Here is a 26,696-nt window from a genome sequence, read left to right as displayed (position 1 = left end):
TTTAATTAATACAAGAATTACGTAAAAACATTTTCTCGTAAATAGATGCAATCACCTGAGCATGAAACTGTTGAGAGCGGCTTTTTCCGTTTTCAGAAAATTTCAGCTTTAATTCTGAATCTGTTGTTAGCAGTTTAATAACAGCTTCTGCTATAGCTTCCACATTTGCCGGAGGTACAAGAATACCATTGACACCATTTTCAATAATCTCCCCTGGACCATAGGGACAATCTGTGGCAATCACGGGAGTACCACAGGCCATAGCTTCTACAATCACATTTCCAAAACCTTCATAGAGAGATGACAGCACAAAAATATCTGCCGCTGCCATATATTTGTATGGGTTACTTTGAAAGCCTAGTAACCGGACACAATCATTTAATCCTAGTTGTTGAATCTGTTTTTCTAGCATCCCGCGCTGTTTCCCTTCCCCAATAATCCACAAATGTACTGGGATGACTTGCCGCACCTGTGCTAAAGCATCAATCAAATAGGAAAAACCTTTTTGATCAGTCAGTCGTCCACAGGCGACAATGAGCGGTACGTTTGCTGGTAAATCTTCCTGATGGATAGACTCTTTGGCACCACTCAAGACCCTACTATCCCAGCCAGCGTTATAAATTACATCTAATTGATTGCTAATATGAGGACACAGCGTCATTAAATCCTCTGCTACACCCTGAGAAAGCGCAATTATCTGATCAGCTTGTGGATAAAGTCTGGGAATTAGTGATAACGTCAGCAAGTTAGTGATATGCCAATAGGGTTGATGCTCAACAGTGGGAGGATTCTGAACACAGAGAATAACTTTTGGACGAGTCGGCAGTGTACTAGCAGCTAAAACTGCGACGACATTGGCGTGATCCATAATTGAGCAGAGAATATTAGGCTTTTGGTCCTGGATAAGTTGGCGAAGTGGAGCTATTGAGCGAATATTGCGGATGACGCTGGAATTAGTTTTTCCTGTATTTAAAAAATGCAATTTAACATACTTAGGTAAGTCAGATTCATAAGAACCACCAGACCGGGATAAAGCTAGAGAAAAACGAAACTTTTGAGGATCAAGGTGATTGATGATTCGTAATAAATGCATCTCTGCACCACCACCACCAAGGGTGGGAACAAAGAATAGTATATGTATTCGATGATCAAATTTACTTTGTGGTTGGTTCATGGGTTTTATTTACTTTTTGCTCGAAATGACAACAGTCCAAATACACGGAGAAGTACTACAGATGAAGTGAGAGAAATCATCCCACGGATTATTCCCGGACCAGATGGTTCGATTAGATAGAGGGTGATTACATAGGGAACTATCATTGAAGTTTGAGTGGCATAATTGCGGAAAGTCCAAACTAGCCATTTATGGAAAAGGCCAAATGCAAAGAAAACTATAAATACACCAGGAACACCAAAATTCCAATAGGCTTCAAGAGTAGGTTCAATGGGAATACCTATATCTAAATCAAAAAATGTATTGCCAACAACACCATCTACTAATCCAGGCTTGCCTGGCCAAAGTCCCCGGGGAATCAGAATTGTTAGGGCAGCTAAATAGGATCTACCATAGAGAAAATCAACCTGATTAGGTACTAAAGCTAAAATGGGAATTTCACCGCTGCCATCTCCACTTCGTGATCCTAATTCATCTGTTGCCAAGCCGAAAATAGATTCTGTTGAAGAGGGTTGATTTAATTTATCCCAGTTGATTTCTCCACTCCAGGTACTGTTTCTGAAATCTCCTAATATACCTATTAGAAACAATCCGATTAAAGCAAAAGTTAGGATTTGAGTGAAGGCAACTTTGCGATCGCGGATCATAGATACCATCAACCCAAAAATGATGAAATAAATAACACTTGAACGAGAGCCTCCACTTAAAAAATTAATAACAAGTGAACTTAATGAACATATCCAGAATAGTCCTTGAAAATGAGCTTTAGGATCTTTTGCTAACCATATTAGGCAGGCAATAGCACCAAATTGAATCAAAAATTGCCAGTAGAATTGACCCGCCAGTGTTGCCCGTCGTCCTTGTCCCCAAGAGAGGATGTGTGCAGCAATTCCACCTTGAATTTGCATATAAGCTGCACAGGCTACGATAGAGAAAATTACTACACACAAAACTTTCAGTTTTAGATGACGAGGTGGCAAAAAGGTTAATTGTAAATTACCAAATCTCAGAGAGAAGAAGAAACCACAATAGTAACTAACTAGACCAACTATACTAAGAAATATGTTATCAGCTAATAAGAAAGTTAAACTTTCACTATTCCAATTCGGTAGAGCTATATGTGCTTCAAGTCCATTTATATAAATAGGAGTCTTACGTATTTCATGGATCAGAGTTAGAACAATATTGAATATTAAAGGATGAAACCATCCATAGGAAGGTTGATAAAAAATAAGAGGTATGAGTAGGAGTAAAAAATTTACTACCAATCCTAAATTGACCCATTGTAAGGCAACTGTAGACTTTGGGTTAAAATATACTTGAATAACTACAAAGAGTAAATAAATAACAATGATGGCAATTAGTAGAATTCGGTGAGGCCAGTGCATAGGAACAAAGGGTGATTCATTATTGTATCTATGACTGTCAGTTTTTAATTTTGTTAGTTCGGAATTATTCATTTTTCTAACTCATTTATTTTCTGCTCAGGACAAAGCTGTTTGTAAGTTTCAATGAGTTTATCTACACCCATATCCCAATCAAATGCCTTTGCTTGTGTCCTAGCTGCAATTGCCATAGCATGGCGCTCTTCCTCATTGACAACCAGAAAACGTATTGCCATTGCCAGACTGAGTGCATCTCCAGCAGGTATGAGTTTACCAGAAACTTCATTTTCCACAACAGTTGGGATTCCACCCACATTAGAAGCAATGATAGGAAGACCAGCAGCCATTGCTTCTATAAGAACAGTAGCAAAAGCTTCGTAATAACTGGCTAAGATAAATATATCTGCACTCTGGTATTCTCCAGGAATATGAGTGGGTGATACTGCACCAGCAAACTCAACCCGGTTACTAACACCAAGACGTTCTGCCATATCTCGTAAAAACAACTCATAATCAGGAGATCCACTACCAATAATGCGAAGACTAACTGGAAGATCGAGCAGATGAGAAATTGCCTCAAGGCAAATTTCAATTCCTTTCAAGGGAATTAAACGAGCAACTGTGAGTAAGGCAATTGGTTTTAGGTGAGGGACTGATTCAATGACTCCTTGTTGATAATCCGCAGATTTACGGGCTGCGGCAATTGCTTCAAAAGGTTGCAATTTAGTAAAATTTGGCAGGAGTAATATCTTATTATTAGAAATAGAAAAATGCTGCACAAGGCGTTTTTGATAAAGTGGTGTAGTCGCCCAAATGCAATCATAAACTGAGAATAAAAACCCTTGGAGTAACTCCAGTACAAAAGTATATAACTGTTGAGGTAGATTCTTAGCAGAAACGTTAATCATTTTATCTTGATTAATTATATCCCAAACTAAGTCTGAACTATACTTTACAATTGATGGAATTCGATGAAACCGAGCAATAATACCAGCCATTATCGTTAAATTGAAACTCATAGTTTGCATATGTAAAACAGTCGGTTTAAACTCGCTAATAATACGATTTATCTCATAATAAATTCGTGTATTACGCACTATTTTATCTAGCCAACTCTGACGTGAAGTTTCATCAATAAAGCTTATGGGTATTCCATCAATTATTCCACTAGAATTTGGATCACCATAAGTAATAATATGTACATCAATATTTCTAGATATCAAGTTACGTGCAATATGTTGGGTTTGCGCTGATGGACCGCCTATTTTAGGAGGATATACACCGGAAACTAATAATATCTTCATTTTCATGAAACCTCTTAATTTATTATTTAACTACGCTTTAACAACTTTAGCAATCTAAATGGTAATAATAAAGCCTTGGTTGTAAGTATTGCATTTGTTCTAGTTTTTTTCCAAAAAAGAAAGCAGAAATAGTTAGCAAGCGAAGCAGATACCAGAGTTGCAATTGCTGCTCCAATTCCTTGGTAAAGAGGTATGAGTAATAGATTGAGCATAATATTTGCCGCTAATCCTACTAGTTTCGCGTATAAATTAAAATGTTGCAGTCCCTCTGTAACTATCCAATTGCTCATCACTTCTCCTTGAAATGTAAATAGAGAAGTAAATATATAAATAGAAAGAATAGGACTAGCTAGTTGATAATTATCTCCATACAGTAGCTTTATTAAAAACCCTGACAAGGGAACTATTAAAATTATAATAGCATAGGCGATAAGACTAGTGAAATCATAAATTTTCTGTAGCTTCTTTCTGTATGTAGATTTGCTAAGGCTTTGAGCCTTAATCATACTTGGATATAATGAAGAACTAATTATAAGGGGTAAAAAAGACAAGGATTCGCAGAGAATCACTGCGCTAGAATAAATTCCAATTGAACTATGACCAACCATACTTCCTAACATCACCTGATCAAGTGAGGCATAAATTAAAATAGCTGTGCTTGATAGAAATTGAGGATATGACTCTCGGATCAAATCTTTTATTGATTGAAAATCAGTTCTCCAATTTCTAATGTTTTGATGATCTAGTTGATAATAAAATATTAATCCAGTTGCATAAATTATTGTTTCTAAACTAATAATACTAGCAAATAAAAACAGAGGTGCTTTAAATATAATGAGGAAGATTTTTATAATCGTTATGATCAAAAAAGATAAATTACTAGCTAATACTTGAAATTTAGATTTAACTTGAGATTCAAACCAATTTTCAATTGGCTGGAAAGAATTAAATATAAATTTAATAGCTACAATTGCAACTAGTAGATGAATATAAGAAGACTGGGGATATATTATCTTAATAAACGTTATTGACAATGTGGCTGCCAGGATTCCACCAATAATTTGAACAAGAAAAGCTGTGCCTAATATCTTATCCTTAGATACTGGTTTTTGAACTAAATCTCTGGTGACAATTTTGCCCATTTGTGAAGTGGATAGTGGCAAAAAGAAACTGGAAAAAGCCAAAGCATATTGAAGTGTACCAAACTTGTCCGGTCCGAGATAACGTGCTACTAATGTTCCCATGCAAAGACTTATAAATAATCTAAAAACTTTTCCCACGAAAAGCCAACCTGTATTACCGATAATTTGACGATTTTCTGGATGAAAATCTTTGACTATTTTCCTGAATTTGAGCAAGTAATTAAACACTAATATTTTTTTTATCTTCATCATTTGCTTTAAGTAGGTTAGCATTCAAAATCGTCGTTATGGCAAGGCAAGAGGCAAGAGTGAAGAGGGTTTGGGCGATTTTACTTTTCTTTACACAGATTGGTTTTATTGTGTTCACCTACTTACTCATTTTTGATAATTTTTTATAAATTATGTGATTCACAAAGAATTATGCTTGCGACTACGAAAGTTCCAAGATGTTTCATAACCATCTACACAGGCTATCCATTTATTTTCATCAATTTTATGAGGATCTATATTATGCATTCCTATTTTATTCCAGCCTCTGCCGCTTCCTTTAATAATTGAATCTTTGCTGATTTGTTTCTCTTCGTAATTTTTAGTTGTTAGATCGGTTATTTCAAATGCTCGAACTTGATTACCATATAAATGTTCATCATCTTGAGTATATCTAACGATTTTGCCATCCGATACTATGACTCTACCTCCTGGTCTAGCAATATTTTTGTTGCCCTTGATGACCGGACTTTTAGGATGTTCAATCCAAGTTTCTAAAAGATCATTTGCATAGTACAAATATAAAACATCGCTACTTTTTACTGAAGTCAAAAGCCACCAATAATCCTGAAAGTAAAAAACAGAAGCATCAGAATATTTATCACCAGACATTAAATCTTTAACAAAAGTCCATTTCGTAGGAAAATCCACTGCTTTATAGAGGCGAATAGAGTTGACTTCATTGCTTTCTGGAATCAGATAATACTCATTATTCCACTTAAAAACATATGGATAAGATAAGTGAAAATATTCATCAATCACAACTTGTTGATAAGTCCAACTAAAACCATCAGTGCTAGTTGCTAGGGCGATATCACCCTTCTGATCATCAGCATTCATGACTTCAAAAAACATATACCAAATCCCATTTTCATTGATCATAAATGGGTCGGCGACGAACTCGGCTGGCACATCTTTTACATCTTTAGCAGTCAAAACTGGGTTGTTGATATTTTCAGGAGCAACAAAATCTACAAGAGATGTGCCTACATAAATTCCAATTGACCAATTTTCTTGCTTTTTTACAAATTGTTTGATAAATTTTTTGGCAAAATTCATATCTATTAATCTCCGAATATTTAATGCAGTTTCTAATTCTAAGAAGTTGTTTCAGGAGGTAGGGGCGCAAGGCCTGCGCCCATTCAGGAGTATGGCTAACGCTACGCTATCAGCAAACCCTACTTAGATAAATCATAGGAAACCATAGAAAATTTCTCATTCTTGTTACCACCCAACCGAATATTCTTTTTCCGACTGAATCCATGCTTGCCAACTTCTAAGTTATAGATACCTTCTGGTAGATAAACTACTGCCACCTCGGCGGGAACAATAACCTCTAGAACCCTATTTCCGTTCTGCGTCACCTTCATTGGCGTACCAGCTTTACCTACTGCCACCTGTAAACGGCTGATTTTTTGCCGTGCTAATGCCAGGCGCAAAAATGCTTGTCCTGCTTGACCCCCTTCCATCCGCATGACCTTTTCGCCCCGTTGCAAGATCCGATTCCCCAAGTTTTCTGCTGCCTCTAGGATTTCTTTATCTCCACTGGCTTCATAGGCTGCCACAAGGATGTCGAGAAAGATAGTCTGCTGTTGATCTAAGTCATACTTATTGACCATCTTTCCTTGCTCAATATATTCCGGTACGAATCCATCCTTTCCCATATTCAGCAAATTATCCCACGCTTGCTTGAACCGCTGAATGTACTTAGCGTCTTTGGTGGCACGATAGGCTTGAACCAGGATATAGAGAGTATTGTATTTACCGTCACCATAAAGCTGATTCACAGCGGGCTTCCCATCGGGATTAAGCTTGCGGATAAAGTGACCCCACTGCTCGACCCATGCCTTGTCGTACCATACATTCGTTACTTCCATTGCCCTATCTAGATATTTCTTTTCACCCGTCAGTTCGTGGAGATCAAACAGTTGCCGCACGTAGTATAGGGTGTCTGTATCGCTAGACCTTTCCTCTGGACGAATGAAGGCTTTAGTAGGGGTGAATTGCTCTTCTAGTAAAGCCAGATGCTGGTTCATTTGGTTATCCCAAACAAACTCTAATTTCTGATTTGCCCATTTTATAAACTTAGGATCACCAGTTTTCTGGGACAAATAGGCTAACCCATTAGCTACCGCACCGTAATCCTGTGTTAGCGTCAGTTTACTCTTTGGCTGACCATCTTTCACCTCTACCCAGCCCCACATCCCACCCTTCTTTCCCGACTCCAGGTTAAAGTCAAAGTACTTGATAGTTGCTTCCGCCAAGGCTACACACTTTTTCAGTAGATTTAAGTCGTTAGGAAACCACTGGCAAATTTCAACTCCTTTACTTACTAACGCCACAGGTTGCTTGTTCCCTGTACTCATTTTGGAGAACTGATCTGGCGAGTCATAGGAGAAGGGAATTAGTCCTGTATTATGATTGCGATTAGAAAAGAAAGACTCAGCAAATAAACCCATCATTGCTTCGGCAGGCTGATAATCTAGTGACTTAAGTGCGATCGGCAAGTAATTGTCTAAGTGACCCCGGAGAAGATGCTTACCTGTTTTAGCAATCTCACTCCAGTATCTATCCATGATGTCAAAGCCAGCTATGAGAAACTTATCCCCGGCGATATAGTAAGCCTCTTCTTTGCCGCCTGCAAGTTTGATATGAGTTAGGTCTAGAGCATATCCTCCTAAACTCTTGGGGTAATACCACAAAATCATCACAGTAGCTAACAATAAAATCACAATAAATTTTTGGGAACTTTGCTTCATCTTCAATTGCCTTGGATAGGGATAATTCTTTCTGGTCTTTGACTATATCCTTGAACTTTGTAGTGTTTATATCTGAATTATTTATTATTAATTACACCCCTTGTGGCTCAGTATTTGCCAAAATATTACTATTGGCAATTGGGATGAAAACAGTATTTATTTCAGGATCTCCTAAGCCATTTTTTTCTAAATATTTAGGCTCGTAACCAGTTACCAATTGTGACAGCAATGCCATAATCGAATCAGCATCATTCTTAGCTGCTACTCCTAGCAATCTTTCTACTGTAATATCCAAATAACTAGGAAGAATCTGGCTCGCATTTTTCACAACTAACAGTTTTTCATGCTCCGTCTTTTCATACTCTTCTCCCTCAACAAACAACTCTTCAAATAACTTTTCTCCTGGTCTTAAACCCGTAAATACTATGTCAATATCTTTGTTAGCCTCATATCCCGAAAGATGGATTAATTCCTTCGCCAAATCCACAATTTTCACAGGTTCACCCATATTTAACATTAAAACTTCACCACCACGACCCAGAACAGATGCTTGTAAAACTAGTTGTACAGCCTCCGGTATAGTCATGAAGTAACGACAAATATCGGGATGAGTAACTGTAATTGGTCCACCGGCTAATATCTGTTTTTGGAAAGTGGGAACTACACTACCTCGACTCCCTAAAACATTGCCAAAACGCACAGCTACATAGGATTTACCACTTCGTTTTGCTGCTTGTAAAACTAGCATTTCAGCTACTCTCTTACTCGCACCCATTACATTGGTGGGATTAACTGCTTTGTCTGTGGAAATCATGACAAAATGTTCGACATTATATTGCAGTGCTACCTGTAGTAAATTTCTTGTGCCAATGACATTATTAGTAATTGCTTCTGCGGGATTTAATTCCATCAAAGGGACGTGTTTATGAGCAGCAGCATGAAAAATTACATCCGGTTTAAATCTCTCAAAAGCGTGTTCCAATCTGGACGGCACCCGAATATCAGCAATGAATGTATAAATCTGCGGTATATTGATGACTGATTTACCATTATTTTTGAGAATTTGGATTAGTTGTTCTAGTTCTTGTTGGATATTGAAAACAGAATTTTCTCCATGTCCAATCAGGATGATTTTAGCTGGATGACAACGGAAAATTTGCCGACATAGTTCGCTCCCAATTGATCCTCCTGAACCTGTAATTAAAACTGTTTTATCTTTAATAAATTTAGACACCCTTTTAATGTCTATATGAATAGCTTCTCGCCTGAGTAAGTCTTCAATTTTGATATCTCTAATACTATCCAATCGGACACGACCATTGAGGATTTCATGTATTCCTGGTAAAGTGCTAGGTTGGACTCCATTGGCTTGACAAATATCAACAATTTCTCGAATAATTTGTCCAGAAACTGTAGGCATGGCAATAATAATTTTCTGAATTTTTAATGTTTTGATTACCTCGGAAATTTTATAGCGATCGCCCAATACCGGAATTCCCCGTAAATGTATATGCTTTTTTTTGATATCGTCATCAATAAAGCCTACAGGATAAACCCCAGACTGGGGATTTCTTTGCATATCTTCCACAAGAGAAACCCCCGCATTACCCGCACCAATAATCAGCACTCTCTCCCTATGCTTAGATATTTTCTGTCTATGATTTACCCTTTCTACAACCCGCACACTAAACCGTAGCGCAATCACACAAATACCAGAAAGTATTCCCTCCAAAATCGGTAGTGATTGCGGAAGATTACCTAATAGCATATTGAATGTTTTATCCAATATATTAAATAGAGTTGTTTGGATGACTATCACACCCATCATCAACATGACTATATAGATTACTTCCTCAATACTTGCATATCGCCAATAGCGTTTATAAAAACCACAGCCCCAAAAAACAATTAGTTTAACTACTAAAAATAAAATTGTAGCAACTTCTAACTGTGAAATATATTCTTGCAAATTCAGATCACCATCTAAACGCAAGGATAATGCTAATAATGGTGTCATCGCAAAAATAGTAATATCAAAAATAAACCAATGTCTATTTCTAACTTTACTTAATTGATTTGATAAGGTTTTAATTGTTTTCTGAACAGTAAAATGAGAGACGAAAAATAGGATATTCACATCAACATCTCCAGGAAAATATATGAAATCTTTTCACTAGATAAACACCTGAGATTTTAATTGTTAATCTCAAAGACATGACACGCAATGCTAAAGCGAACAACCCAACCTACCATATAATGAATTTTCAGGCTTAACCGAGCAGTATTGCCTTCCAATCACCCTCTTAAATAATTAATTATGTGGTGATTTACAAAAATAAATCTTCACCAATTAAATGAAAATGCCATAGCGTTGATAAATATCAACTAAACATAAACATTAATGTATGGGTTATTATTTTTTATCTTGAACTTATAGAGGTTTTATCAAATTTCCACTGCTTAAGTCATGCCAGTTTGACACAAATTCCCTATTAAATAAAAATAATAGCAGCAAGTATAGTGTTTACACCATATCTGCTGCTTGATTGGAGCGAAAACTCCGATTGTTGACTTTTAATCCAACTATTAAAAATCCATAAACAGCCTGTTGAATTTGCTGTGTGAATTTTTAATTACTAATGTTTAATTCTGTTTTGCGGTACTAGACTTTTGCTTGTAACGACTTCAGTAATTCAGTATTCACACCCGATTCACGAGTCAGAGAAATTTTACCTGTGCGAGCAATTTCTCTCAATCCAAATTTCTGTAGCACTTGCACAATCGCCACCATTTTACCAGGATCACCAACAACTTCCAAGGTCAAAGAATCTTCAGCCACATCTACAATTCGCGCTCGGAAAATCTGAGACAATTCAATAATCTCCGAACGATTAATGCTAGTAGCATTAACCTTGAGAAGCATCAATTCTCTTTCTACACAAGGAATTTCTGTAATATCCTGCACTTTGAGAACATTAACCAACTTATATAGTTGTTTAGTAAGTTGCTCAATAATGCGATCATCGCCAGGGACAACCATCGTAATTCGGGATACTCCATTCTGTTCCGCAGGTCCCACAGCCAGGCTTTCAATATTAAAACCCCGACGAGCAAATAAACTAGCAATGCGGGATAGAACCCCCGCTTCATCTTCCACAATAACTGACAGCGTATGTTTCATCGGCGACTAAAGGAGCATGACATGAACGCAGACCGGCACTCATGACTGCAAAGCGAGTTTCTACTACGCTGCATTGTCGGTCTGAATTTTTATTTTATACTTAATAATTGCAATCATTCCGTTCCTGTGGAAAAGTTATCTATAAGAATAATATTTAATTTTTGTATCCCTTAGAGACTTCCAAATAAAAAAATGTCCCAAAACTGATGCAAAAATTCTCTCTCTGTGTACTCTGTGCCTCTGTGGTTCGTTTCTTGGGATAATTTATTTCTTGGAAGTCTCTTACGGGAGGTATCAGCCATAAATATCCGTAAGATGTGTTGGCGACAGAGTAATACAGCATGATCATAAATATCTAACTCTTAGCAGGAATATTACTAATTTAGATATATCTATTTTCAAAGGTAGATGCAGCCTTTAAATTAACGCCATATATTGTCATCAGCGGTGAAAATTGACAGGAACAAAGTATTTATGGGTTGGTTACAAAGAATGTTTGGCTTAGAAAAATCGGAAAGCGCCCAAGTTAATCCAAATTCTAGCTATGATGCTAATACACAAACCATAGAGCCAGAACGTATAGGACTAAATGGAGAATATGATCAAAGTGGTTTAGCCAAGCGAGTAGCATTAGCATTTGATCAAGATCCTGACCTTAATGATATTGATACTCTCTGGGTTGCTCAAACAGGTAGCATTGTGGTACTAAAAGGTCAAGTTCCCACTCAGGATATTCTTAATCAACTAGTTGCCGTAGCTCACACTGTTGATGGCACTACAGATGTTGATACTACACAAGTTAATTTAAATTAGATTAATTAGGGTTTGCTGAATAAGTTGTTGATGAGGACAGGAAGTAGGGGTAGATGTTTACCAATTACCCATTACCCATTACCAATCCAATCTAAAATCGCCTGGTTAACTTGTTCTGGTGATTCGTCATGGGGACAATGACCGACATCTTCCAGATATAGCAATTGCAATCTTTTATTGTAGCCCACAAATTGATTTGCTAGTTTTGGCGGCACAAATCGGTCTTTTGTTCCCCAAATTAACAGCATAGGAATTGTTAAGTTTGGTAAAATTTTCTTGACACTAGGACTAAAGTTAATCCCTGTTGTGGCTTTGAACAAGGCTCTGAAGGCACGAGCAGATCCCCTATCCTGGGGTGGTCCTGCTAAAATATCTATAAGTTCATCAGTAATAGCTTCGGGATTGGCATAAGCTAAACTAGCCCAAGGGCGCAGCACACTAGGACGACGCACAAAATAAAATATCGGTTTCAATATTAATCTGGAAGTAAATATACTTTTAATCCCGCTGACAAGAGGTTGCAAAGCAGTCGGAATCATTTCTTGTTCCAAATTAGGATCAGGTAAACTGATCATCACTATCCCCTGTGTCATGTCAGGATGGTTAGCGGCTGCGACTAGAGAAATCAGTGAACCGATGGAATTACCCACCAAAACCACTGGTTGACGGATAAAAGTTTTCCAAAAATCGTAAACCTGCTCTACCCACAATTCCACATTGTAGTTAGTTGCAGCTTTTTCCGAAGCCCCAAAACCAATCATGTCCAAAGCGTAAACCGTGTGAGACTTACCCAAAACCTCTAAATTATGTCGCCAATGACCAATCGAAGCGCCGAAACCATGAAGTAAAATTAAGGGTGTTGTTCTTGCATAATCATGGGGAGGACGAATATAAGTATAACGGGTTTGCCAACCACGCCACACCCAATCCCTTTGATTACCAACTCTTTGCTGCCAATCTCTTGCGGTAGTCACAGTTATCTCTTAGTGATTAGTTGGAAACTATTAATTTTGTGCGTTCTTTCTTAATATGTTACATTATATTTGGTTAGCTTCAATGTATACCTAATTTTGCTATCATAGAAACATCTTCTAGATATCATACCTCTATGTATCTCAGAAGAAAATTGTAACAATAGTTATTAGTGTCAAGTATCATGTAATTTACATTAAATAATGCAGTGGAATCAACTCAGAGTCAGGCTATACAGTCAACGACTTGATCGAACTTCTCTTATAAATTTGCTACACTAGAGAGGGATATTCATTTTCCAATTCTGAGTTACTGTTGTATTTTGCCTTCAATGGCATATCAAACTAAACTAACTAAATCAAGACCAGTCCAAAATCTTAACTAAAGAGCTGCCACTAATCATAATGCCTGTGATTGAGAAAAAAAGAACTCGCGATCTGCCCCAAATTAACGAACGGATTCGCTTCCCGAAAATTCGGGTGATTGACACTGATGGCGCACAACTGGGAATTATAACTCCGCAGGAAGCGATACAATTAGCAGAGGAAAAGGAATTAGACCTAGTGCTAATTAGTGACAAGGCTGATCCGCCAGTATGTCGAATAATGGACTATGGGAAATATAAGTTTGAGCAGGAGAAGAAGGCGCGGGAAGCCCGGAAGAAGCAGCACACAGCTGATGTAAAAGAAGTGAAGATGCGCTACAAGATAGAAGAACATGACTATAATGTGCGCGTTAAACAAGCCGAACGCTTCCTCAAAGATGGCGATAAAGTTAAGGCTACTGTGATGTTCCGAGGGCGGGAAATTCAACACAGTGACTTGGCAGAAACGTTGCTTAAACGAATGGCTACGGATTTAGAGCCTTTTGGTGAACTTCAGCAAGCACCTAAGAAAGAAGGGCGGAATATGATGATGCTGATTTCACCCAAAAAATAATCTTGTCAACAACCTAGTACCGCAAGGCGGAAGTCAAAAGTCAAAAGTCAAAAGTCAAAATGAAGACAGTATAGGCTTTTGGAGGATTTAGAATGGTTGGTTTATTTACGCCGTTTTGTACTAGTACAGGCTGGCGTAAATAATATGACTATTAAAAGCTCCGAAAATTTGATTGATTAAGGGCTTGAAAATGGTTCGTTCACTTACACCGTGTTGTACTAGTGCTTATGGCTTTAAAGCTCGGTTAATGTCTTCATGGAAGAGTCGCCGAGAAGCCCACACTCACTTGTTCGCGCAAGCGTGCCGCAAGGCATAAGGGAGTGTGTGGAGTATGTCACTAATAGGATCTAAAATTGACCCCAGGGAAATTTTTTCCATTCCCTCAGCATTCATCCATAATTAGATTTATGTCAATTTATTCTAAAATGATAGTCCTGACGGCTGAGTGGGAAAAATAATCCTCAGTTGTTCAGGACTTTTCCTATGTTATGAAACAAGAGTCACCGGGTACTATTAAAGCACAGGAAAGTTTATGGGTGAATCTAGTACAGCATGGCGCAAATAAAGCAACCATTCTTAATAGCCATTACGGGTTGGGGTAAATAAATTTCATGCTGTTATTGATGAATCGTTTCTGGGCGCAGACCCTGCGCCCCTACTTTTTGAATTTTTCATGGTCAGAATCTACTAGTACAGCTTGGCGGAAATAATATGACTATTAAAATTTTCTCTGTTCTCTGTTAAGAGTTTCCTGCCTTCACGGTTATATCATGCTAAAGAACAGGGACGCGATCGCTATTCTATGGCAGAATAGGGTATTGCCCAGAGTTTTTGCTAATTACCAAATTATTTGCTAATATTTTTCAAAAGATAATATTAAAATTAAGGTAAATTTGTACCACTATGTTAACATCCGCAATTGATACTAAAGATGTAAATGCTATGCAATCGGTACTGGAAGGGGTGGTAGTGTGCGATCGCTCTCCCTGGGGACTTATCCGTATTTCTGGCGATGATCGTCTTCGCTTCTTACACAATCAAAGCACTAATGATTTTCAATCTCGCAAACCTGGTCAGGGCTGCGATACTGTGATGGTGACATCTACAGCCCGCACGATAGATTTAGTCACTGCTTATGTCTTAAATGATGCTGTTTTATTATTGGTTTCCCCTAACCGTCGTCAGGAACTTATGAAATGGTTAGATCGGTATATCTTCCCTGCTGATCAGGTTAAATTAACTGATGTGACAGAAGAAACAGCAATATTAAGCCTCATTGGACCCCAAAGTCATGCTGTTATCGAAAAATTGGGGGCTGGTGATTTAATTGGTCAACCAAATGGTACTCACATTTTGGTTGATGGGGTGATAGTTGCGGTGGGTAGCGGCTTGGCTGCACCCGGATATACACTGATTTTAGCCCGCGCTGAAAAACAAACATGGTGGGAGAAAATACTGGAATTGGGGGCTGTGGAATTGGGCGATCGCACTTGGGAAATGTTACGAATATTACAAGGTCGTCCCGCTCCCGATTCGGAACTCACGGATGATTATAACCCCTTGGAAGTGGGCTTATGGCAGGCAGTTTCCTTTAATAAAGGTTGTTATATCGGTCAAGAAACCATTGCCAGACTTAATACATACAAAGGTGTAAAACAATACCTTTGGGGAATTCGTCTTAGTGCTGCGGCTGAACCAGGAACAGTAATCACCATTGGCGAAGAAAAAGTAGGTAAACTTACTAGCTATACAACCACTCCTGATGGTCATTTTGGACTAGGTTACATCAGGAGTAAAGCTGGTGGAGTTGGCTTAAAAGTGCAAGTTGGAGAAGCAGCAGCAGAAATAATTGCTATTCCCTTTGTCTCCCACGAATATCCATCAATTCATGTCTAAGTAATTGGACAAAAATATTTACAGTCATTGCGAGCGAAGGGAAGCAATCACAACCCTTGGAATTGGTTCATTTCACTTCGTTCCATATGGCTAACGCCACGCAACGCTTACGCAATGACATTGTGTAATTAATTCTGTCTCACTACTTATACTGCAAACGGTTCATAGTTTAACCAAATATGAAACCCCTCTGGTAAACCTCTCCCCGCAACGGGGAGAGGCTTTGAACCTTGTTCTTTGTATGACAAAAAAGTCCAGCTTCTAGCCGTTTTGAGTCTAATTGTCCATTACCCATTTCCCCTACCTGGACACAATTCATCTATCCAAGAAGGCAAAATATTGCTATGAGTAGATGAAATCCGGGTAATATTTGGGCTGGGAAATCCCGTAGTTATGAATCGTTTATTTATTTGTTCCCTTCCCAATCCTAGAGGCAGCTTAACTGAAGAATGGTCATGAATTGGTGTAGCAACTGCAATCACAGAAATGCCTGTAGTCATTTTCAATAACACCTGTTTATGTTTTTTGGGTACAGGTGAATCTGTCAGGACTATATGAGCCGGAGAGGTACTAACAATCTCATTTTTGGCGGTAGAATGCTGGGATTTTAATAAGTTTAGCTCCTGTTCAGGATTGAAGTGTAAACACAAAGCTACAATTATCTGATCAGGATCATTGTTTAAATCCAAAATGAAAGGGAGAATTTTTTTTAACTCTGGTTCTAAAGTAGATAAAGTCGCTAAGATGTAACCAGAAGAAGGTCGGCGAATACCATAATAATCTTTCCATATCCGCATTTTCACTAGCCAAGAACGATTTTGTTCGTAATAAATTAGCCACTTCTTTTTTAATGATTGACGTAAATGCTGAATATCCATTCATTCCCTCACTTCTTACTGTACCAAATTACAGCATTTATATATTTTCAGTGATCTTTATCCCTGGGGATGAAACCGATAATAAAGCATTTTCTTCACTCTTTTACCACCTAATAAATGTTGTTCCACCAATCTGGGTACTTCTTCGGGTAACACCCGACAATACCAAACCATTTCGGGTAAAACTAGCACCATTGGACCATTACCGCATTGACCTAAGCAGCCACTAGATGTAACTGTCACATTAGGTATAGGTAAATCGTGTAAAGCTGCTAAAACTTCCTTTGCACCTTGTTTTCTACAAGTACGATGTTGACATACTTTTACAGAAATCAGAAGAGGCTGTTCCTGGGTTTGGATATTTGATATTAATTCATTCATCGCCTTTTTGACTATAAACGCCAGTTATTTAGTAAGTAGGTTAGCATTGAAAATCGTCGTTATGGCAAGGCAAGAGGCACTCATGCAAGAGGCAAGAGTGAAGAGGGTTTGGGCGATTTTACTTTTCTTTACACAAATTGGTTTTATTGTGTTCACCTACTTATTAGTGAATAACCCAAATCTTGAATTCTTTGATAATGAGATAAATTACCTGTAACTAAGGTAAGATTATGACTAATAGCAATAGCAGCAATCATGCAATCAGGATAACCAATCCTCTTTCCTGTTATTTCTAAATCAGCATAAATTTTTCCGGCTAATACAGAAGCTGTTAAATCAAAAGATAATATTTCCTGTGAAATTAGGATGTTTAAAAATTGCTGAAGACGTTCTTTTTGCTGACGTTTCTGCCATCCTTCGACAATTTCCATAACTGTAATTGCAGAAATTGTATATTTCTCAAACTGGCTTAAGTAAATATCGGCTTTGGCAATAATCTGAGGATTTGCCCGTTTAATAATTTCTGAAAGAATATCAGTATCAAGTAGAGATTTCTCTACTTTATTCATTTTATCAACTATATCCTCTTTTTTCCATTGCCTCAACGACAATTTCATCAACGATTTCTGGAACATCCGCATATAATCCCATTAAGGGATCTTTCTTTTCCTGAATTTCTGCTAAACGTTCAATTACTTGAGTAATCAATTCTGATAACGTTGACTGATTGACTATTGCAATAGTTTTTGCCCGTTCAAAAGTCAGTCTATCTAATTCAAGTTCTATTTTTTCCATGATGGATTTACCCCTTAGTTAGGAAAACGGACAACGGTAATAATTCTGATTATATCATTTCGATCAGTAATAACTGTTGACCGTTCCCTGTTTTTACCCGCTAGTAACTTTTTTATCCAGACGTTCAGCCAGCCATAATTTAATAATAGAATCAGAAGTAACACCCAAACCCTTAGCTTCATGTTCTAAAGCTGCAATCATCCAAATTGGGAAATCAATATTAATTCGTTTTTGTTCATTACCAGGAAAACCGTCACCACCATCATCAACTAAGCAAAAACAGCCACCAAAACCGGAATTACCTCCTCGTCCTTCCTTGCCTTAAAAATAGGCTAAATCGCCACTATCATACTATATGTTGTATATGTGGCGATCGCTAAAAAATCCTAACTGATCACTAACACTAAGAGACTTCCAAATAAAAAAATGTCCCAAAACTGATGCAGAAATTCTCTCTCTGTGTACTCTGTGCCTCTGTGGTTCGTTTCTTAGGATAATTTATTTCTTGGAAGTCTCTAATCCTTTACTGGCTAACCATGCACTATTAAATATCCGTGATTGATAGCGAGATCCACTGTCACATAAGATAGTCACAATAGTATGTCCTGGACCCAATTGTTTAGCTAAAGCCACAGCCGCACCGACATTAATTCCTGTTGAACCACCCATTAATAAACCATCTTTTCTTAATAGTTGATAAACAACACGCAAGGCTTCAGAATCATCAATTTGGATGGCATCATCAATGGGTGCGCCTTCCATATTAGCAGTAATCCGACTATTCCCAATACCTTCAGTAATAGAATTACCTTCGATTTTGATTTCCCCAGTTTTGATATAGCTATATAGTCCACTACCTAAAGGGTCAGCCACCACACATTTAACGCCAGGATTTTGTTCTTTTAGGTACATTGCCACACCAGCATAAGTACCACCCGTACCAGTGGATGCCACCCAGCCATCTATTTTACCATGAGTCTGTTGCCAAATCTCTCTACCTGTGGTTTCATAATGGGCAATACGATTGGCTAAATTATCAAATTGATTAGCCCAAATGGCGTTTTCCATTTCTGCCGCAATTCTACCAGATAGTTTGACGTAATTATTCGGATCTTTGTAAGGTACAGCAGGAACAGGACGAACTTCCGCACCCAGGGTAGTTAAAGCATCTATTTTTTCTTGGGATTGGGTATTGGGAATAAAAATCAAGCATTTATAGCCTTTGACATTGCAGATATGTGCCAGCCCAATTCCCGTATTTCCCGCTGTTCCTTCTACTACTGTACCACCGGGTTTGAGAAGTCCTTTTTTTTCTGCATCTTCGATAATATACAGCGCAGCCCGATCTTTGACAGAACCACCAGGGTTCAGATATTCGGCTTTGGCTAAGATCTCACAACCTGTTTCTTCGCTAAAACTGTTTAAACGAATTAATGGGGTGTTACCAATTGTACCAACAAATCCATTTTTGATATCCATTTTGCATCTACCTGAGTTTTTCCCGATTTGCTTGCAGCAGCGCTTCGCTATCAAATTTTGACATTTCTAGCCATTTTTATGTGAATGAACCAAATCTTGATTTTGTTTCCCGCAAAGTCGCTAAGAGGGTGTTTGAAAAGTCATGATTGCTGTATCAAATATTTTACCCCTCCCTAACCCTCCCCTTATAAAGGCTACGGTGTACACACAAGTTATCCTGGCAGAGGTTTCAGCCTTTTTTCATCCAGGAATTTAAGCTTCACGACCGCATAATTTCATTGTGCCGATTTCTGATTCTTTCTGGACTACCTGTAGGAATTGCAGCAATTAGTTTTTGGGTGTATTCTTCTTTGGGGTGGAGATAAATACTTTCAGATGTCCCTGATTCCACTATTTTCCCTTGATTCATCACCAAAATGCGATCGCTCAAAAATTTGACTACACTTAAATCATGGGAAATAAAAATGTAAGTTAGTTGAAAATCCTCTTGTAATTCTTTCAATAAATTTAAAACTTGCGCTTGCACAGATACATCTAAAGCTGAAACAGATTCATCACAAATAATAAACTTAGGATTTAAAGCCAAAGCGCGAGCAATACAAACCCGTTGACGCTGACCACCGGAAAACTGATGAGGATATTTTTTCATATCATTCGCACTTAAACCCACTCGTTCCAACAATTCCACTACCCTAGCTTGTCGCTGTTGTTTCGACTTCCCCACCCCATGAATCAACAGAGGTTCTACAATCGCTTCCCCAATCTTCATCCGGGGATTGAGGGAACTAAAAGGATTTTGGAAAATAATCTGCATTTCCCGTCGTAAATGCTGCAAACTTTTCCCAGTCAGGTGAGTAATATCCTGTCCATTAAATAATATTTTACCGCTCATCGGTTCGATTAATCGCAGCAACGTTCTCCCTAAAGTAGTTTTACCGCAACCAGATTCTCCCACCAATCCCAAAGTTTCTCCCGGAAAAACATCAAAGGAAACCCCATTTACAGCCTTATGGTAACGTTTTGTGCTGCCAAATACTCCCTTGACTGGAAAACCCACTTCTAAGTTACTAACGGACAATAGAGGTAGTTGTGAACGAATATTTGCTAATCTTGCGTTAATCTCTTCCCCAGTAATTTCCGCTGGTTGTGCAGGTTCTTTAGTCTGAATTGTCACTTTTCCAAATTCATCTTCTGTTACACTCATGTAATCAGAAACAGTCAGTAGTTTGTGGGGACGACGATTCAGACTAGGACGACAAGCTACAAGTCCTCTTGTATAGGGATGTTGGGGGTTATTGAAAATTTGTGCTGCTGCACCATATTCGACAATTTTACCTTTATACATTACCGCTACTTGGTCAGTAATTTCCGCAATTAACCCCAAATCATGGCTAATAAAAATCATTGCCATATTGCGGCTTTGTTGCAGTTCGTATAACAATGCTAGAATTGTCGCTTGCACAGTTACATCTAAAGCTGTAGTTGGTTCATCAGCAATTAATACAGATGGATTACAGGAAATAGCCATTGCAATCATGATTCGTTGCAATTGTCCTCCAGATAGCTGATGAGGATATCTTTCCAGCATAGCTTCTTTGTGTTCTTTCACCAACTGTGCCAATTTAAAACTACCGGGTGCAGACAAATCATGATCAAGATACTGTTCCTCAATTTGTTCATCACTAGGTAAAAGTTTAACTTCTTGCAACCCGGCGATCGCAATTCTTTTTGCTTCAGTTGCATTCACATTTTGATGGCGCATAATAGCTTCTTGCAACTGAAACCCGATACTATAAACTGGATTTAAAGAACTCATTGGTTCTTGAAAAATCATCGCAATATCACCACCTCGATAAAGCTGCATTTCGTCAGGTGATAATGCTAATAAATCCAACGGTTGTCCACTTGTCCGAGAAAATAAAATTTCCCCTCCATTCACTTTTCCCGGATATTGCAACAAACCCATAATTGCTAAAGCCGTAACTGACTTTCCACTTCCCGACTCTCCCACTATTCCTAAAGTCTCACCCTGATGTAGCTGAAAGCTAATATCATCAATAGCTTTTACTTTACTGCTATCACTGATAAATTCAACTTGTAGATTGCGAACCCCTAAAACTATTTCTTTCATAACACCAATTACCAATTACCAATTTACAACTTCCGCAAAACATCTGGTAGCAATTGTCCTGGAAGTTTAGACAAAGCTAAATTTTGTCCTTGAATTCCTAACTCATTGTGAAAAGTACGAATTGTGTTAACAATATAACCGATTGTTGTTTGATAGTTTTCTGTTTTTCTATTAAATCCACTGAGCGCGTGTAAATGATTTTCTAAAGCAGCTTCTAAATGTTGAGACAGTGTTTTTTTGTCACCATTAAAAGATAAATTTGTCACTAAATCATGATGAGCTAATGCTAAATTATTGTGTGTCACATATAAATCAAAATTTAAAGGCAGATTACTAAATGAGTGAGCTATATTCACAGTTTCTTCATAGGCATTAATACATAATTTTATGAGTTTTTGTTGATCTTCCTTTGTTGTTTGCGGCTGATTTGCTAAATGCCAGTAAGCGATACCCAGATTATTTTGAGTAGCAGCATAGGCTTGGGGAACATCAGCAGATGTCCGATATTTTAGTGCTTCATTATAAACCTGAATTGCTAACTGGAGATTTTCTACTGGTTGTTCATACTGGGAAAGATTCCAATAAGCAGTACCAATATTATTTTGAATCATGCCATATTTTAGGGGTTCATCTGTCGGTTGATAGTGAATAACTGCTAATTTATAAGCAGCGATCGCCCTTGTCAAATGTTCCACAGGCTGATTATACTGTCCTAGATGCCAGTAAGCTGTACCTAAATTATTCTGACAAGCAGCATATTTTAAAGGTTCTATATCCTCCTGTCGGTAACGCAACGCCTCATCATAAGCCACAACCGCAAAACTCCAGTTTTCCACCGCGTCAGCAAACCTAGCCAAATCACCATAGGCAGTACCCAGGTTATTTTGAATACGAGTATAAGTTTCCGGCTGAGTATCACCTGTAATCAACTTGAGTGCTAACTTATAAAAATCTATCCCTTGCTGAATATAAATCTTTGCTTCTTCAGAATTATCGGGGATACGGTGCAACATCCAGTAAAGAGTCCCCAAATCATTCAAAACATCTGGAAGTTGTGGAGAACTTTCATCATAACTAACAGCCTCCTGATAAGCTAGAATTGCTATCATTAGATTTTCCGCCGTTGCTTTTCCTTCCTCAATCTGCAACCGATAGAAATTACCAAGATTCTGATAAGCTATCCCTAACTCTTCCTCCTTAGCCTTTTGAATATGTAACTGTTCAATTTCTCCAAGTATTTGTTGAATTTGATCACTATTATCAGCAGTTATTGTTTCCTTAATTAATCCTTGCAACTCCTGATTAATATGAGATAAGGCAAGTTCGCGCTGATTATTCGTAATTTGAGGAGATGGAACAGGAGATTTTTCTGGTATTTCTGTGCTTAAATATGTAGTTGTTGTTAAAGGTAAATCAGGTTTATTTGTGGCTTTAATGTCTGGAGAAATTTTTTCCTCATTCACAATTAAATTATCTAAATTTTCTCGTTCTAAACTACGGGAGTCAGCCACAACCTCTGAATAACCCCTATTATCTATAGTTGGTGTCGGTTCTCCCTCAAAGACAAATACACCCGTGCGACAATGCCAAAATTTGGGTGCTGATTGCTGAATTGCCGACAACCAAGGACGAGAAACCCAAAATAACAAACTAGATTCTAAAAAGCGACTAGATTTATAACCAGATAAATGTTGTTCACTTAAATGGAGATAATTCAAAAATAAACGTTGGACTGCTACTGGTTCTTTAGTCAGCATTTCCACCCCCACAATCTGAAATCCTGGAATTGGTAAAGGACGACCAGGATTCTCTGTTGAACCTCCAACCAGTGGAGGTGGGTAATTAGCTAACCATTGGTTAATTTGCGCGATGGGATTAGGATCACTGAGATTTAATCGTATTGTCACCAATCGTGGATAGGCTGGTGTGCTAAAGTCTCCCACATTATCTCGTTGATATAAAACCTTGCCCACTGGATAAGCAAGGGTCGAGTGTAAACGTGCTGCTATCCGGTTTCTTAAGTGTAAATCATCACATATAGCAAATAAAATTTGTCTACGTAAACCCAGACTCAGAGCAAGTTTTAGGCGTTGATATACTTGCCGATTCAAACCAGTGTTTTCTGTGTGGACAGTTTCATTCACGCTTGTATTTAGTTGGGTTTTACCCCTTGTTTCTGTATACATCCCGACTGAATAAATTAAATATTAATGTCACATCTCATAATTTGGATTTTCACGGAGATGCTCTCTTTTTCAGGATGAATCAAGTTTTACGGGCTAGAATATCAAAAAAAAAGACTATAATTATACTTGTATTTTGCCATTCTAGCAAAAAATCAGGCTCTTGATCAAAATAAGAACCTGAAATCAGAAAAGGCTATTAAAGGGCAGTTTTTCAATTAGCTAACATTAGAGACAGTGAAAGCGACAAAAATTACCCCTCCAATTAAAAGCACCGCTGCAATTCCTAAAATAATATAAGTACGCTTTTGGGAGTTTGTTGGTGGTTCAGCTTGATAAAGCTTGGGTTCTTTAGCAAAGTTATTGAGAAGACCACCCTCTTCGTTTGTGTAAGGCATGAAGTGATTCCTTATTATCTTTCTTTACTTAATGTTAAATAAATTTTACAGCACTCTCATAAAAATAAAAAAATAATTACATGAATCTAAAGAAGTCAGGAGTCAGGAGTAAAACTGGCTTGCTGTCTGGCTTTGAATTTAGATCCTGTACCTCATTAATCTGCAATCCGCGGTATCTTGACAAAATAGACAATTCATGTATTATTTTGTGCTATTCCACTTCACCTGACTGCTAATTCAGGAATAAGTAGGTGGACGTGAAATAACCAAAATGTGTAACGATATGTAAATTAAATAAGGTGCAAAAGTAGGGTGTGTTAGCGACAGCGTAACGCACCATTCCAGGTTACATCAGAATTGCAGGTTATTAAATTTGCGTTCCTAACGATATGTAAATTAACCTTTATGCCTTATTGTGGTTGAGTTTTAGTCATTTTACAAAATGAATTATATTTTGATTTTCCTCCGCCCACCTACTTAGAATTCATTCCTAATTGAATGCGAAGTTCATTTGTCATCAAATTTTTGTTAAACTGTTCATAGTGATTTTTATTTTTGAATCTCAATCAAAACACCATAATTATGCAAAGAATTTCTATAGAAAATTTTGGACCAGTGAAAAAATTTGAGGCTGATGTTACGGATATAATGCTGTTAATTGGACCCCAAGCAAGTGGAAAAAGTACAATTAGTAAATCAATTTTTATATTTAAATCTCTGAAAAATGAAATTCTTACTTACATTTATGTGTATGTGAATGCTCTAGAAAATTTATCTTTATCATTAGATAACACAATAAATTACATAAAAAGCAAATTCTTCACATATTTTGGAATTGAACCAGACCGTAAAGGATTTAGTCTAAAATATCAATACTCAAATGAAAAATATATAACCATTTCTGGTTCTAGTAGATACAATCAAGAAATCAAAATTAGTTCAACACTTGAAAAAGAATTAAATCTGCTAGTTATAGAAATTTCAAATTACAAAATAATCTCCAAGGAACAACGGAAGAAATCTAAGTCATTAGAAGAATTACGAGAACTAGAATCAGAAAAAAGATTACAATTTAACCATTTTAAATCCATCGTTTATAATATTTTTGAAGAAACACACTCTCCTGTATTTATTCCTGCTGGTAGAAGTTTGATGTCTACATTAGCTGAACAATTACAGCATATTAATAACCCAGATACTTTCAACTATTTCACGAAATTTTTAGATACTTTAGACTATTTTACAAAATCTTTTGTTGAGCGAATCAATTTATTAAGATACAACTTTACGGTTGATTTAAATAGCCTCATTCAAATTGAAGATATTGCTTCAGATACAGGTATTGATTTATCAAAATTATTGAAAAAAATCCTCAAAGGTGAATATAGATTTAATTTTGATGGTGAACAAGAAAGAATTTATTTTAATAATGAAAAATATGTTAAATTACAATATGCTTCTTCAGGACAACAAGAATCTGTCTGGATTTTATTGCTGATATTTCGATATATTTTAGATGGAACGAGTGTATTTATGGTTTTTGAAGAACCGGAAGCACACCTTTATCCTGAAACTCAAAGTGATATTGTGGAACTGATTGGTTTATTAGCAAATGTTTATAACAATCAAATAATTATAACCACCCATAGTCCTTATATTCTATCTGCTTTCAATAATCTTTTATATGCTTATCAAGTGGGTACAAATAAAGTTGGTGATGAAAGAGAAGCCGTAGAAAGTATTGTTAATAGTAAAAGTTGGATTGATCCTGATCGCATTTCAGCTTACTTTATCTCAGAAAATGGCTATGAATCAATTATTGATGAAGAACTAAAATTAATTCAAGCGGAAAAAATAGATAGTGCATCCAGTATAATTAATGACAAATTTAATGACTTGTTCAATCTGGATGAATAACTATGTGTAACGATTTTTTTCGAGAAAGTGAATGTCAGGAATTTTGTGATTCAAGAAAAACCATAGTTGTCAAAGATTCTGGGAATAAACAAGAGTATAGAGTCACCAATAATAACGGTAAAGAAATTTGTAAGATTAAGGTTGATGGGTGCTTAATTAAAGAATCTGAAAGATGTGATTACCTAATCTTGTCCTGTGAAGATAAATCAGCGTTTTTTGTAGAGTTAAAAGGACATGATTTAAAAAAAGCAATAGTACAAATAGATTCATCTCTAACTAACCTGATGACTGAAATAAAAGAATTCAAAATTTATGCACGCATTGTCTTAAATAGAAATCCAACTCCTGATATTAATAGTTCTGTAGAAATTAAACTTAAGAACCGTCTGAAAAAACATAATGGTAAAGATTCTGGTGATCTGATTAAGTATAAAAGTAAGGTCTTAGAAGAAAGTATTTGAACAGCATACAAACTTCTACTCCCAACAATCTACGAATATTTTTTGATCTGATGATATGCGGTAGCATAATCTCAAAATAGATTAAAAAACCTTATTTTCTCAGAAATTCTATTTTACCTGACTGCTAATTCAGGAATAGAATTCATTCCTAATTGAGTGCGAAGTTCACTAATGGGGACATTCCAAAACTGATCCCATTTTTTGGAGATAAATTTGACGGGAGTATGAGAACCTAGATAGGG

At 37.1% G+C, this 26,696-nt stretch carries 22 protein-coding genes and 1 pseudogene; 5 read left to right on the top strand and 18 right to left on the bottom strand.

The annotated features are described in order from the left end of the window. Position 1: 1 nt before the first annotated feature. The 8 genes from FJR37_RS03785 to ilvN all read right to left on the bottom strand — a co-directional run bounded on the left by FJR37_RS03785 (position 2) and on the right by ilvN (position 11,212). Positions 2-1,174, bottom strand: a complete 1,173-nt coding sequence (locus tag FJR37_RS03785) for a glycosyltransferase (protein WP_168465336.1) — start codon at positions 1,172-1,174, stop codon at positions 2-4. Between the two features lie 5 nt (positions 1,175-1,179). Then, on the bottom strand, positions 1,180-2,634 hold the full coding sequence (locus FJR37_RS03780) for an O-antigen polymerase (protein WP_168465335.1): 1,455 nt from the start codon (positions 2,632-2,634) through the stop codon (positions 1,180-1,182). Next, the gene (locus tag FJR37_RS03775) at positions 2,631-3,863 is read right to left on the bottom strand and encodes a glycosyltransferase family 4 protein (protein WP_168465334.1); all 1,233 of its coding nucleotides are present in this window, start codon (positions 3,861-3,863) and stop codon (positions 2,631-2,633) included. The genes FJR37_RS03780 and FJR37_RS03775 overlap by 4 nt, the downstream gene beginning before the upstream one ends. Positions 3,864-3,889: 26 nt before the next feature. After that, a complete protein-coding gene (locus FJR37_RS03770; RefSeq protein WP_217355179.1) occupies positions 3,890-5,257 on the bottom strand; it encodes a flippase in 1,368 nt (455 codons plus the stop codon). Positions 5,258-5,413: 156 nt separating this feature from the next. Beyond that, the gene (locus FJR37_RS03765) at positions 5,414-6,331 is read right to left on the bottom strand and encodes a glycoside hydrolase family 32 protein (protein ID WP_168465332.1); all 918 of its coding nucleotides are present in this window, start codon (positions 6,329-6,331) and stop codon (positions 5,414-5,416) included. Positions 6,332-6,450: 119 nt separating this feature from the next. Then, positions 6,451-8,031 (bottom strand): hypothetical protein, encoded by a 1,581-nt coding sequence (locus tag FJR37_RS03760; RefSeq protein ID WP_168465331.1) that lies wholly within the window; start codon positions 8,029-8,031, stop codon positions 6,451-6,453. Positions 8,032-8,122: 91 nt separating this feature from the next. Next, a complete protein-coding gene (locus FJR37_RS03755) occupies positions 8,123-10,168 on the bottom strand; it encodes a nucleoside-diphosphate sugar epimerase/dehydratase (protein WP_168465330.1) in 2,046 nt (681 codons plus the stop codon). A gap of 525 nt (positions 10,169-10,693) precedes the next feature. Continuing rightward, complete coding sequence (gene ilvN / locus FJR37_RS03750) at positions 10,694-11,212, bottom strand: acetolactate synthase small subunit (protein WP_027403392.1); 519 nt, start codon at positions 11,210-11,212, stop codon at positions 10,694-10,696. Between the two features lie 474 nt (positions 11,213-11,686). Between ilvN and FJR37_RS03745 the strand changes: the two genes are divergently transcribed. After that, positions 11,687-12,025 (top strand): phospholipid-binding protein, encoded by a 339-nt coding sequence (locus tag FJR37_RS03745; protein WP_039202494.1) that lies wholly within the window; start codon positions 11,687-11,689, stop codon positions 12,023-12,025. Positions 12,026-12,096: 71 nt separating this feature from the next. Here the strand turns inward: FJR37_RS03745 and FJR37_RS03740 are convergent, their stop codons facing one another. Continuing rightward, complete coding sequence (locus tag FJR37_RS03740; RefSeq protein WP_039202493.1) at positions 12,097-12,999, bottom strand: alpha/beta fold hydrolase; 903 nt, start codon at positions 12,997-12,999, stop codon at positions 12,097-12,099. Positions 13,000-13,401: 402 nt separating this feature from the next. On the opposite strand from FJR37_RS03740, the gene infC reads away from it, so the two are divergent. Beyond that, positions 13,402-13,935, top strand: a complete 534-nt coding sequence (gene infC / locus FJR37_RS03735) for a translation initiation factor IF-3 (RefSeq protein WP_015083285.1) — start codon at positions 13,402-13,404, stop codon at positions 13,933-13,935. A gap of 903 nt (positions 13,936-14,838) precedes the next feature. Next, positions 14,839-15,831 carry a folate-binding protein YgfZ gene (locus FJR37_RS03730; RefSeq protein ID WP_039202492.1) on the top strand — a complete coding sequence of 331 codons (993 nt, stop codon included), beginning with the start codon at positions 14,839-14,841 and terminating at the stop codon, positions 15,829-15,831. A gap of 287 nt (positions 15,832-16,118) precedes the next feature. Here FJR37_RS03730 and FJR37_RS03725 read toward each other — a convergent pair whose 3' ends face one another. The 9 genes and pseudogenes from FJR37_RS03725 to psb34 form a co-directional block, all read right to left on the bottom strand. Beyond that, the gene (locus FJR37_RS03725) at positions 16,119-16,709 is read right to left on the bottom strand and encodes a DUF5331 domain-containing protein (protein ID WP_039202491.1); all 591 of its coding nucleotides are present in this window, start codon (positions 16,707-16,709) and stop codon (positions 16,119-16,121) included. A 57-nt stretch (positions 16,710-16,766) separates the two neighbouring features. Beyond that, positions 16,767-17,090, bottom strand: coding sequence for a ferredoxin (locus FJR37_RS03720; protein ID WP_052149939.1), 324 nt, complete (start codon positions 17,088-17,090; stop codon positions 16,767-16,769). A 152-nt stretch (positions 17,091-17,242) separates the two neighbouring features. After that, positions 17,243-17,659, bottom strand: coding sequence for a type II toxin-antitoxin system VapC family toxin (locus FJR37_RS03715; RefSeq protein WP_039202490.1), 417 nt, complete (start codon positions 17,657-17,659; stop codon positions 17,243-17,245). 4 nt (positions 17,660-17,663) lie between these two features. Continuing rightward, on the bottom strand, positions 17,664-17,885 hold the full coding sequence (locus tag FJR37_RS03710) for a hypothetical protein (protein WP_027403399.1): 222 nt from the start codon (positions 17,883-17,885) through the stop codon (positions 17,664-17,666). A gap of 93 nt (positions 17,886-17,978) precedes the next feature. After that, positions 17,979-18,119: pseudogene (gene brnA, locus FJR37_RS27615) on the bottom strand (type II toxin-antitoxin system BrnA family antitoxin); the annotation flags it as partial. Between the two features lie 264 nt (positions 18,120-18,383). Then, positions 18,384-19,364, bottom strand: coding sequence for a cysteine synthase A (locus FJR37_RS03700; protein ID WP_039202489.1), 981 nt, complete (start codon positions 19,362-19,364; stop codon positions 18,384-18,386). A gap of 259 nt (positions 19,365-19,623) precedes the next feature. Further along, positions 19,624-21,495 (bottom strand): ABC transporter ATP-binding protein, encoded by a 1,872-nt coding sequence (locus FJR37_RS03695; RefSeq protein ID WP_039202488.1) that lies wholly within the window; start codon positions 21,493-21,495, stop codon positions 19,624-19,626. Positions 21,496-21,518: 23 nt separating this feature from the next. Further along, complete coding sequence (locus tag FJR37_RS03690; protein WP_168465329.1) at positions 21,519-23,681, bottom strand: tetratricopeptide repeat protein; 2,163 nt, start codon at positions 23,679-23,681, stop codon at positions 21,519-21,521. Between the two features lie 215 nt (positions 23,682-23,896). Further along, positions 23,897-24,076 carry a photosystem II assembly protein Psb34 gene (gene psb34 / locus FJR37_RS03685; protein WP_015083315.1) on the bottom strand — a complete coding sequence of 60 codons (180 nt, stop codon included), beginning with the start codon at positions 24,074-24,076 and terminating at the stop codon, positions 23,897-23,899. 582 nt (positions 24,077-24,658) lie between these two features. On the opposite strand from psb34, the gene FJR37_RS03680 reads away from it, so the two are divergent. Beyond that, positions 24,659-25,993: an AAA family ATPase gene (locus FJR37_RS03680; protein ID WP_168465328.1), complete on the top strand. Its 1,335-nt coding sequence runs from the start codon at positions 24,659-24,661 to the stop codon at positions 25,991-25,993. 2 nt (positions 25,994-25,995) lie between these two features. Further along, positions 25,996-26,454 carry a hypothetical protein gene (locus FJR37_RS03675; RefSeq protein WP_039202588.1) on the top strand — a complete coding sequence of 153 codons (459 nt, stop codon included), beginning with the start codon at positions 25,996-25,998 and terminating at the stop codon, positions 26,452-26,454. The last annotated feature ends 242 nt before the right edge of the window (positions 26,455-26,696 follow it).

This window comes from Aphanizomenon sp. UHCC 0183 (assembly GCF_009712065.1).
GTDB classification, from domain to species: domain Bacteria; phylum Cyanobacteriota; class Cyanobacteriia; order Cyanobacteriales; family Nostocaceae; genus Dolichospermum; species Dolichospermum heterosporum.
This window is presented reverse-complemented; position numbering and strand designations above follow the sequence as displayed.

What these genes read in the sequence shown, in the direction of transcription:
- FJR37_RS03785 (WP_168465336.1), bottom strand. Translation starts at nt 1,174, where the DNA reads ATGAACCAACCACAAAGTAAATTTGATCATCGAATACATATACTATTC.
- FJR37_RS03780 (WP_168465335.1), bottom strand. Translation starts at nt 2,634, where the DNA reads ATGAATAATTCCGAACTAACAAAATTAAAAACTGACAGTCATAGATAC.
- FJR37_RS03775 (WP_168465334.1), bottom strand. Translation starts at nt 3,863, where the DNA reads ATGAAGATATTATTAGTTTCCGGTGTATATCCTCCTAAAATAGGCGGT.
- FJR37_RS03770 (WP_217355179.1), bottom strand. Translation starts at nt 5,257, where the DNA reads ATGATGAAGATAAAAAAAATATTAGTGTTTAATTACTTGCTCAAATTC.
- FJR37_RS03765 (WP_168465332.1), bottom strand. Translation starts at nt 6,331, where the DNA reads ATGAATTTTGCCAAAAAATTTATCAAACAATTTGTAAAAAAGCAAGAA.
- FJR37_RS03760 (WP_168465331.1), bottom strand. Translation starts at nt 8,031, where the DNA reads ATGAAGCAAAGTTCCCAAAAATTTATTGTGATTTTATTGTTAGCTACT.
- ilvN (WP_027403392.1), bottom strand. Translation starts at nt 11,212, where the DNA reads ATGAAACATACGCTGTCAGTTATTGTGGAAGATGAAGCGGGGGTTCTA.
- FJR37_RS03745 (WP_039202494.1), top strand. Translation starts at nt 11,687, where the DNA reads ATGGGTTGGTTACAAAGAATGTTTGGCTTAGAAAAATCGGAAAGCGCC.
- infC (WP_015083285.1), top strand. Translation starts at nt 13,402, where the DNA reads ATGCCTGTGATTGAGAAAAAAAGAACTCGCGATCTGCCCCAAATTAAC.
- FJR37_RS03730 (WP_039202492.1), top strand. Translation starts at nt 14,839, where the DNA reads ATGTTAACATCCGCAATTGATACTAAAGATGTAAATGCTATGCAATCG.
- FJR37_RS03725 (WP_039202491.1), bottom strand. Translation starts at nt 16,709, where the DNA reads ATGGATATTCAGCATTTACGTCAATCATTAAAAAAGAAGTGGCTAATT.
- FJR37_RS03720 (WP_052149939.1), bottom strand. Translation starts at nt 17,090, where the DNA reads ATGAATGAATTAATATCAAATATCCAAACCCAGGAACAGCCTCTTCTG.
- FJR37_RS03715 (WP_039202490.1), bottom strand. Translation starts at nt 17,659, where the DNA reads ATGAATAAAGTAGAGAAATCTCTACTTGATACTGATATTCTTTCAGAA.
- FJR37_RS03710 (WP_027403399.1), bottom strand. Translation starts at nt 17,885, where the DNA reads ATGGAAAAAATAGAACTTGAATTAGATAGACTGACTTTTGAACGGGCA.
- FJR37_RS03700 (WP_039202489.1), bottom strand. Translation starts at nt 19,364, where the DNA reads ATGGATATCAAAAATGGATTTGTTGGTACAATTGGTAACACCCCATTA.
- FJR37_RS03695 (WP_039202488.1), bottom strand. Translation starts at nt 21,495, where the DNA reads ATGAAAGAAATAGTTTTAGGGGTTCGCAATCTACAAGTTGAATTTATC.
- FJR37_RS03690 (WP_168465329.1), bottom strand. Translation starts at nt 23,681, where the DNA reads ATGTATACAGAAACAAGGGGTAAAACCCAACTAAATACAAGCGTGAAT.
- psb34 (WP_015083315.1), bottom strand. Translation starts at nt 24,076, where the DNA reads ATGCCTTACACAAACGAAGAGGGTGGTCTTCTCAATAACTTTGCTAAA.
- FJR37_RS03680 (WP_168465328.1), top strand. Translation starts at nt 24,659, where the DNA reads ATGCAAAGAATTTCTATAGAAAATTTTGGACCAGTGAAAAAATTTGAG.
- FJR37_RS03675 (WP_039202588.1), top strand. Translation starts at nt 25,996, where the DNA reads ATGTGTAACGATTTTTTTCGAGAAAGTGAATGTCAGGAATTTTGTGAT.